The organism is Pseudomonas haemolytica, assembly GCF_009659625.1.
GTDB classification, from domain to species: Bacteria; Pseudomonadota; Gammaproteobacteria; order Pseudomonadales; family Pseudomonadaceae; genus Aquipseudomonas; species Aquipseudomonas haemolytica.
Map to the genome: position 1 here is coordinate 1 of NZ_VOIW01000015.1, position 1,533 is coordinate 1,533.

Sequence of the window (1,533 nt, forward strand, 5' to 3'; positions counted from 1 at the left end):
TCAGCGTGACAGTCGTCGTGTTATCGGTGCCCGGTGTGTCGGTAACGGTGGTGTTAACCGCTGTAGTACCCGGTACCAGGTTTTCGAAATGCTCGCCGCCCGTCACGCCTTTGATGGCGGTGGTGACAGTTTGGTCGCCTTTGTACACGTCATCTGGAGCTACGGTGGTAACGCTACCGCTGGACTCGTTCACACCAATGGTGATGGTCTTGCCGTTGTCCAGGGTGACGGTCAGCGGATTGGTGATGTTAGTCACCGGCGCGCCATTTTTATCCACAAGGCTGGCGGTGTAGACGATATTGCCGCCTTCACCGACAGTGGTGGTGGCGGTCAGGACTACATCAACTTTGTCGATGGTGTCGTTGATCGTGGTGGTTGCGCCGTTGCCTGCGACTTCCAGTTTTTCGAAGTTGCCGCCAGAAGCGTCAGTGATCTTGACCGTTTGGGTGCTCTTGTCGATGAACACGTCATCGGTAGGCGCTGGGACGGTTACCGTGCCGACGGTATCGCCGGCCTTGATGGTAATGGACGAGCCGTTATCCAATTTCAAGGTGACGTCAGTACCGGCCTTGTTGCTCAAGGTCGCGGTGTAGGTGATCTGTCCACCTTCGTTAACGGCACTCGGTGCAGTCAACGTGACGGTAGTGGTGTTATCGGTGCCCGGAGTATCGGTGACGGTGGTGTTAACCGCCGTAGTGCCTGGCACTAGGTTTTCGAAATGCTCGCCACCGGTCACGCCTTTGATGGCGGTGGTGACGGTTTGATCGCCTTTGTACACATCATCTGGAGCGACAACCGAGACAGTGCCGCTCGACTGGTTTACGCCGATGGTGATGGTTTTGCCGTTGTCCAGGGTGACGGTCAACGGATTGGTGATGTTGGTTACCGGCGCGCCATTCTTATCCACAAGGCTGGCGGTGTAGACGATGTTGCCGCCTTCGCCGACGGTGGTGGTGGCGGTCAGGACTACATCAACTTTGTCGATGGTGTCGTTGATCGTGGTGGTTGCGCCGTTGCCTGCGACTTCCAGTTTTTCGAAGTTGCCGCCAGAAGCGTCAGTGATCTTGACCGTTTGGGTGCTCTTGTCGATGAACACGTCATCGGTAGGCGCCGGGACGGTCACTGTACCAACGGTGTCGCCGGCCTTGATGGTAATGGACGAGCCGTTATCCAATTTCAAGGTGACGTCAGTACCGGCCTTGTTGCTCAAGGTCGCGGTGTAGGTGATTTGTCCACCTTCGTTCGCCTCGGACGGAGCCGTCAGGGTCACGGTGGTGGTGTTATCGGTACCCGGTGTGTCGGTAACGGTGGTGTTAACCGCCGTAGTACCCGGTACCAGATTCTCGAAGTGCTCACCGCCCGTCACGCCTTTGATAGCGGTGGTGACGGTTTGATCGCCTTTGTAGACATCATCTGGAGCGACAACCGAGACAGTGCCGCTCGACTGGTTTACGCCGATGGTGATGGTTTTGCCGTTGTCCAAGGTGACGGTCAACGGATTGGTGATGTTGGTTACCGGCGCGCCATTCTTAT

General features: G+C 56.7%; 1 protein-coding gene. It reads right to left on the reverse strand.

Annotation, left to right across the window (positions count from 1 at the left end):
• The coding region (locus FRT59_RS27055; protein WP_342449340.1) for an immunoglobulin-like domain-containing protein at positions 1–1,533 on the reverse strand (1,533 nt) is incomplete at both ends.